A 7862-nucleotide genomic window follows, 5' to 3' on the forward strand; every position below is an offset into this window, starting at 1 on the left:
GAAACTTGAGCATTCGCAGGTGCGATCGCCCCAAAGCAAATATATTCCCCCGGCAAACTCGCCACATCGACTTTCGGCGTCAGGGAATCTTTAGCAAAAGCCAATCCTACAGGGACTTCCGGCTGATTCGACTCGCGCGTCACCTTAAGTTTGACTTCCTGATTTTCGTAACGCAATGTAAAGACATTTTCGCCGAGTTGCAGCGGAAAAGTCGGGGCGAAATGCCCGGATGCGGTGCGCGAAATTTGGTTGCCATTTACTAATACTTGTCCCGGTGCGGGCGCTGTACCGATTAAAAAGATGCGATCGGCTGTAGTTTTGTGGTTAGTGGGAGGATAAGCGACGAACAAAGGTTGAACGGCGACAGCTACAGAGGCGATCGCCACGATCATCCCAAACACAACTAATCCTAAAAATTTTCTCATTCTAAATCGCAACTAATTGAGAGTCTGTTGATTATTTATACTAGAACTTGCCCTAAGAAACCGGATTTCAGAGGATTAGTCGTAAGTCTTATTTACTAGACAGAGCCCATTTTATCAGGTTTTTAGTTGCAATTGAGCGATCGCAATATAAATTACCGCGTCAAACCATTAAGTTTTAATTAATTCCGAGGTCGTTCTCCACAGTTGCTCCAACCGATTCGCCGGCATCGTCAAATACAAAACATCCCCCGTACTCAAACAAAAATTCAGTAAATCCCAGCCGTGAATAGTTTGACAATTAGTTTCCACATACAGAGGCACAAAATCAGCAGACTTAGCGGCATCTTGAATGCGGTGGCCGCAGAAAGGATGTTTTGGGGTAATCAATGTGCCCAAGCAAACCCATAAACTGTCAGCAGTCACTCCGTTCCCTAAAATTCTGCCTCCAATCGCCGCCGCCGCGAAAGCAGGAGCCGCCAATTCCGTCGGGTTCAAAACTCCTTCAAACTCAAAAACTTGCTGCACCATTAAAGCAAAATGTGGGTCTTGATTGCGGACAATAACCGATAGTTTTGGTGCTAATCCTTTAGCGCTCAAGGCAATTTCTACATTAGACATATCGCTGCTAGTTACCGCCAAAAGTGCTGCCGCTTGCTTAACATTAGCAGCTTCCAGAGTTGCGGGCAAACTGGCACTTCCCTGAATGAGCGGAATTTTCATTGAGCGAGCCGTGCTCAGAAATCGGCTGTTCGGATCTTGCTCGATCACCACAATATCGTAACCGTTAGTGTGCAGTTCTTTAGCAATTTGGACGCCAATTCCTCCCAGCCCGCAAATAATGTAATGATTGCGCTGCGGAACTCGCGCCACATCCCAATATTCGGTAAAGCGAGTTCCCAATACATAATCGTTGAGCAGTGCGTAGCAGATGCCGACGATTCCGGCTCCAACTAACATCATGACAATTGTAAATAGTTTAATGCTTTCGGGAGCTTGTTCGGCTACTTTTTCATGGCCTCCGGCTCCGGTAATCATCCCTACGGAAAAATAGAGAGAATCGACAATTGAGATATTATTGTCAACACAAATATAGGTAGCAGTAGCAACGGCGATCATTGACAGCAGTGTCAGTACAACAATTACTGCTGCTTGGCTGTGCTGCTGAAATCGGCGCAGGCTAGTTAATGTTTTGAGCAGTTTTTGAGTTAAAGTTTTTTGGGGGCTGTGGATAGTCGGCTGAGTGGCAACAATTAGCCGATCGCCCTGCTGACACTGCCGATCGGCAAGCACCGCCGATACTAAATCAGTTTTGTTAGCAGCCGGCCGATAATAAATCAACATTCGCGATCGATCCTCCCACAAATCGCTCAGTTTGCGATTTTTCCAAGGATGTGTTTCATCGATATATTCTTCGTGAATCGGCCAAGTGCGATCGAACAAACGCAACTGTCCGATCGCCTGATTTCCGAGAGCCGCAAAGGCAAAAACCGGAGCAGCCAATGATGAAACGCTCATGGAAGTGTGATCGGGCAAAGTGTGGTCAATTCTGTCGCCCAAGCTAGTATTGAACAATCTGTTGATGATGCGAATCTGAGGATTGAGAATCCTCGCCTGCATCAAAATTGCCAAATTCACAGCATCATCGTCTGCTGCAATTACTAAAGTGTGAGCGTTTTGAATGCCAGCCGCCAACAAGGTAGAAGCTGCTTGCAAGTTGCCGACAAGCACATCAGAAGTTTCGCCGCGAATTGGGCGATCGCTAATACCAACCACAATCGCTCCTTGCTGTCTCAACAAACAAAAAATCTTGTGTCCCGTGTGGCCCAACCCGCAAACAATGATTCGAGGTTTCATAAAAAGTTATTTGCCAGCCAATTTCGGAGCTGTCCTTGTAGTTTTACTTACCATTGTTGACTCTCCTGGCTTTGCAGAATGTAGCTAAAAAGACTATCTAGGAAACTTGTGCCGCCGTGGCCTGGAAGTTTTGAAACAAGGACACGGGACTGCCGTCTCCCTAAAGCCGCGTTCCCCAGTTTTGAAACAAGGACACAGCAGTGCCCTGTACCTCCAGATATGAGGTGCAACTAACCTAATTTAATATTTGAAAAATATCCGGGTGCGACAGCCAACCAGCAGAATGTGAATAGGCAGGGACAGGACACTGCCCTGTCCCTACAACTATGACTTCCTACATAAATTTAGCTGCCTTAGCGGCAGGAGTTATTATGAAATTGACTGCACCCTTATTAGCATCCGCTGTAGTTTTCGCCGGTACTGTCGCCTTTGCAAGCCAAGTGCAAGCAGCTCCAGCCAGCAACTCTTTGAATAGCACGAGAACAACATTTCAGTGCGTTACGTCCGGTCGGAATTTTGTGACAATTGCGCGGCGGGGAAATGTCACGACCGATCCAATGATTCTTTGGAAATCTACCGAGTTCGGTCGCGAATATACACCTTGGCAGCGCTGTCAAATTGTTTCCAATAGACTGACCAAAGCTGTTGCCCAGAATGGCGGAAGATTGAGCAACTTGCAGTTAACAACAGGAATTGTTAATAACTTGCCCGTAGTTTGTTACGTGAACGGACGGGGGCGCTGCAACTCTCAAAATCTGCTGTTCACCTTAGACAAGCGCAATGCTAAAAATCCCGGTGATGCTTTAACGAGATTGATTAATTTTGCCCAAGACGGCAGCGGGCCAGTTACAACGTTCAGAACAGGAACTCAATCATCTGCACCGCAGTTTGTTCCCTTTGGAGATATGGTCGATCGAGCTTTTAATTCTCCAAACAATAAACCGTCCGTTCCTGTAGCAAAACCGCAGGGCGATCGAGGTATTTAATAGCCGCGCCTCTAACTTGCACCTGAGAAATTTTGAAACTATTGTGGGGTGGGCTTCTAGCCCGCCCCTACCTATTTAGACTAAAAAAACTACACTGTCACCCCTTCAATTTTCTCATCAGTCAACTCGTACAACTCGCGCAACTGCTGCAACTTATCCGCATCCGGCAGCCAAAAACCCCGCCCGTTAGCCTCCAACATTCTGCCGACAATATTGCGAAAAGCTTCAGGATTGGCCTCCCGCAACTTCTTCGCCATCTCTTCATCTAAAGCATAAGTATCCGCGGCCTGATCGTAAACCCAACTATCAGTAAAATCAGCCGTTCCACCCCAACCAATTAACGCTGTCATCCGCTGCGAAATTTCATAAGCGCCGCCCGAACCTTGATTGACCATCGCGTTAGCCCACTTAGGATTGAGCAACTTAGTTCGATATTCCAAGCGCAGCAAATCTTCTAAATTGCGCGGAGTTGTATCCTTAGAAAAACTTTCGACAAAACTGGTATTGACTTTTTTGCCGCGCTGCTTTTCTGCGGCTTTCTTCAAACCGCCAGTATTCGCATAATACTCTTGAATATCAGTCAAACCGTATTCAACAGAATCAATTTCTTGAATTATGCGATCGCACCCTTGCAACAACTGAGTCAAAACCTCCGGTCTCGCTTCCCCCTTATCCTTCCTCCCGTAACTAAAAACATTGCGGCTTTCCCAAGTTTTGCCCAACTCATCCCCCGATTCCCAACTACCATCAACCACCCTATCGTTAACCAAAGAACCAAAATCCCCAGCCGGATTAGAAAACAACCTCGCCGAATAATTCTGCACACCTTTTGCCTGCAAAATTAAAGCGTGTTTGCGAATAAAATTCTCCGATTCCGGTTCATCAGCATCCGCCGCCCGCACGAACAAATCATCCAACAATTCAATAATATTGACAAAGCTATCTCGGAAAATGCCCGAAAGATTTCCCAACACATCAATCCGGGGATGACCGACATCAGCTAACGGTTTTAACTCATAGCGAACAATGCGGCCAGTACCTTCTTTTAGAGGTTCAGCCCCCACCAATTCTAGCAGAATTCCAATAGATTCGCCCCGCGTTTTAATCGCATCCAAACCCCACAACATCACCGCCACAGTCTCAGGATAATTCCCATGTTCCTCAACGTGCTTCTCAATAATTTTCCGAGCAATTTCGCGCCCCCTTTCATAAGCAGCCGGAGAAGGCATCCGATAAGGATCTAAAGCGTGAATATTCCTGCCAGTTGGCAACACCCCAGCCCCATCCCGCAACAAATCCCCACCCGGTGCCGGCAGAATATATTCCCCATTCAAACCCCGCAAAAGATTAGTCAACTCATCCGTCGTTTGCAACAACAAATCCCGCACCAACAAACCCTCCTCAAAAACCCCATCAAACCCCTCTTTCTCTTCCTCTCTGCGCCCTCTGCGCCTCTGCGGTTCATTTTCTTCAAAAACCAGTTTTTGCACCTGTTGCTGTGATAACCTATCCCCAAAATAAGCCTCAAGATAAGAGGTCATTTCCTCAGAATTAGGCGGTTCCCCGAGAACGTGCAAACCCGAAGAAAACAAGCGACATTCCACCACCTGCAAATACTCGTAAAGCTTCACCAAATAGCGGTTAAAAGCATCAGCACTGAACATTCCCACCGTCTCAAAACTAAAAGCAATTCCCAACTTTCGAGCCTCATCAAACGGACAATCAGCCTCCAAACCGCTATCTAAAATCTTCTGGCAAATCGCCTCTTTCAGGACATAATTCTTTGCCGTATCTTCCCGATACTCCGCAATCAAATCCCGCAAAGCCATCAATTCCTTGTACAAGCCCGCGCGGCCGTAGGGCGGCACGTTGTGAGAAATTAAAACACCGTAACCGCGACGTTTTGCCAACATCGATTCCGAGGGATTGTTGGCAGCATAGATATAAAGATTCGGCAAACTTCCCAACAGAATATCCGACCAAGAATAGCCAGTATTTCCCAGAGGAGATCCCGGCAGCCATTCAACAGTGCCGTGCATTCCGAAGTGAACCACAGCATCAGCTTGATAATCATTTTGCAGCCACTTGTAAAAAGCAGCGTATTGAGGGTGAGGTGTCAAATCGCGATCGAACATTAAGCGCATCGGATCGCCCGAAATTCCCAGCGGCGGCTGCAAACCTATCCAAACATTCCCCAGTTGAATGCCCCCGACGTGGAACTCGTCGCCGTCTGTCTTAATGCCCGTACCAGTTAAAGATTTCCACTGTTTCTCGATGCGACTTGTTAACAGATACCCCAGCCATTTCTCCAGAGTTTTAACATTAACAGTATTGCCGTAAACTCCCTCCGTATCTGCGTTAATCCGCGTTAATCCGCCCCCATCTGCGGTTGCATCATCCGCCTCTTTCACCCTGCGAATTAACTCCTCACGGTCAGCCGGAATTTCTCCAACTGTATAACCTGCTGCTTGAAGTTTGTGGAGGAAATTTAGCAGCGATTTCGGTACATTTAATAAAGCAGCCGTACCCGCCGCACCGTAACCGGGAGGAAACCCGTAGAGAATAATCGCAATTTTCCTTTCAGATGGCGGAGTTTGGCGCAATTTCACCCAATTGTTAATTCTACTCGTCAGGCGTTTCGCGCGATCGGGCACCAGATAAATATCCTCACCCACCAAACCGCCCAGGGGAACAGGATCGATCGCGCCATCCAACTCAGGCAAAGCATACAATACCACACTTTGCAAACCCCCAATCCCCTGACGAGTCCAAGAATGGATATCCTGAATCAGCAGAGGTGCGGACACAAAATAAGGTACATTTTTAGCAGTTAAAATGCGCTTAGCAACTTCCACCTGCCTTCCACCCTCCATCGAACCCGCAGGCCCGCCAACCAAAGGAAAGCCAATAGTAGAAACAATCGCATCAACTTCCACAGCATCTTTAGAAAGCGAAAGAGTTTCAATATTTCCTTGTTTTCGCCGCGCAGTTTCATCAGCAGTAGTCATCCAATCCCGCACCGCCACATGGCCTTCAACGCCATTGATAAAAATTGGCAAAGGCACAATTCCCGCCTCTTCAAAATAGCGAATCAATTGAGGAATATAAGGCTGCTTGGTGATAACGTGTTTGCGGTAAAGCAAGATGCCCACAACAGGAGATTTTACTCGATTGGAATAGGGGAACCCATTGGTTACAAATTTTGTGGAACGGGCATCTTGCCCGTTAGAAACCTGGTCAAAATTTTGAGATACATTGGTTACAAATTTTGTATAACTGGCATCTTGCCCGTTATAACCATTTATATCAAGATGTCTAGCCTCTTTTGTGGAACGGGCATCTTGCCCGCCCCTAGCACTTTGATTACCGAGATACCAATACAAATATTGCCGAGGCGATTCAAAATAACCATTATAATCAGGATGCAATAAACCCATATTGGGAGTTTCCACAGGCGGCGGAATTTCTGCAACCTTCAGCCCCAAATACTTTTCGGCAATAATCCAAAACATCGAGACAACATTATCCGCACCGCCCGCATTCCAGTAACCATAAATAATCAGCCAGTTTCGCAAATCCTGCACTTTTTGCACTGGCACGTATTTCAATAACTTCGGCCCAACCTTCAAAAAACTGATATAACCAGCCAGCTTATCTTCTTCTCGCCCGTTGCTGAACTTATCCAGAATAAACTTAACCGGCTTCGGCATTCCCTTCGGCTTGTAGCCAATTTTAAAAGCGCCAATTTGAGTAAGACTCATCAATTCCAAAGCAGACTCAAAAACCAGGCGAATCGAGATATGTTGCACCCTTTCTCGCAGCCACATTACCGCATCGTAATCAAACAGCAAACTCCCAAAAAACACATCAGCATTAGAGAGGGCGGCTGCTACAGCGTCGGGTTCGTCTGCGAGGGCGCGATCGCTAAAAACCCGTACTTCCAATCCCTGACAGCCGCCAACAGCCAACTCAGCCGCTTTGCGGTACAAATCAGCATTAAAAGATTCAAACCCTGCAATTAAGACAATGCGTTTCACAGCCCTACCTCGAAATATTTGCTTCTTTTAATGATAAACTAATCCCAGAGATTCACAGGCAAGATGCCTGTGCCACTGACAGACAGAACAAAACAGATAAACTTCTGCTTTTTCTTACTTGGCGCTTTCGCGGTTCATCAACTATGTCTTATTAAAGTAAACACCGATTAAAATAATCAAACCAATCCAAACACAGCCATATTTACAAACGTGAATCGAATTCCTCCCGCAATAGTTATCTTAGGTCAAAACAGCCAGCCGATCGCCAAAAAAATCTCCGCACATTTCCCCGGTTCCCAGATTTACGGTTTAATCGATCGCACTTCCGACACAGACATCAACTTTAGCAACTTCGGCGAAACATTGCGGGAATTATTTGCAACAGAAACCCCAATTATCGCCATCTGCGCCGCCGGAATAATCATCCGCACCCTCGCCCCGCTGCTGTCAGACAAACGCGCCGAACCGCCAGTTTTAGCTGTCGCAGAAGACGGAAGCGCCGTCGTACCGCTGCTGGGCGGTTTGCACGGCGTTAATGATTTGGCCAGAGAGATTGCAGC

General features: G+C 46.9%; 3 protein-coding genes and 2 pseudogenes. 2 read left to right on the plus strand and 3 right to left on the minus strand.

What is annotated here, in order from left to right; genetic code table 11:
* A pseudogene (locus QUA38_RS22045) lies at positions 1-425 on the minus strand (N-acetylmuramoyl-L-alanine amidase); the annotation flags it as partial.
* 168 nt (positions 426-593) lie between these two features.
* Positions 594-2279, minus strand: coding sequence for an NAD-binding protein (locus QUA38_RS22050; protein ID WP_333165568.1), 1686 nt, complete (start codon positions 2277-2279; stop codon positions 594-596).
* Between the two features lie 371 nt (positions 2280-2650).
* Here QUA38_RS22050 and QUA38_RS22055 point away from each other — a divergent pair, with 371 nt between their 5' ends.
* Entirely contained in the window at positions 2651-3265 is a 615-nt protein-coding gene (locus QUA38_RS22055; protein ID WP_333165570.1) for a COP23 domain-containing protein, read from the plus strand.
* 89 nt (positions 3266-3354) lie between these two features.
* Here QUA38_RS22055 and QUA38_RS22060 read toward each other — a convergent pair whose 3' ends face one another.
* Positions 3355-7302 carry a cobaltochelatase subunit CobN gene (locus QUA38_RS22060; RefSeq protein ID WP_333165572.1) on the minus strand — a complete coding sequence of 1316 codons (3948 nt, stop codon included), beginning with the start codon at positions 7300-7302 and terminating at the stop codon, positions 3355-3357.
* Between the two features lie 210 nt (positions 7303-7512).
* Here QUA38_RS22060 and QUA38_RS22065 point away from each other — a divergent pair.
* Positions 7513-7862: pseudogene (locus tag QUA38_RS22065) on the plus strand (precorrin-3B C(17)-methyltransferase); the annotation flags it as partial.

The sequence above is a fragment of the Microcoleus sp. Pol12B4 genome (assembly GCF_036701385.1).
Taxonomy (GTDB): Bacteria; Cyanobacteriota; Cyanobacteriia; order Cyanobacteriales; family Microcoleaceae; genus Microcoleus.

Coding starts and splice junctions, on each gene's coding strand:
- QUA38_RS22055 (WP_333165570.1), top strand. CDS start 2,651: ATGAAATTGACTGCACCCTTATTAGCATCCGCTGTAGTTTTCGCCGGT.
- QUA38_RS22050 (WP_333165568.1), bottom strand. CDS start 2,279: ATGAAACCTCGAATCATTGTTTGCGGGTTGGGCCACACGGGACACAAG.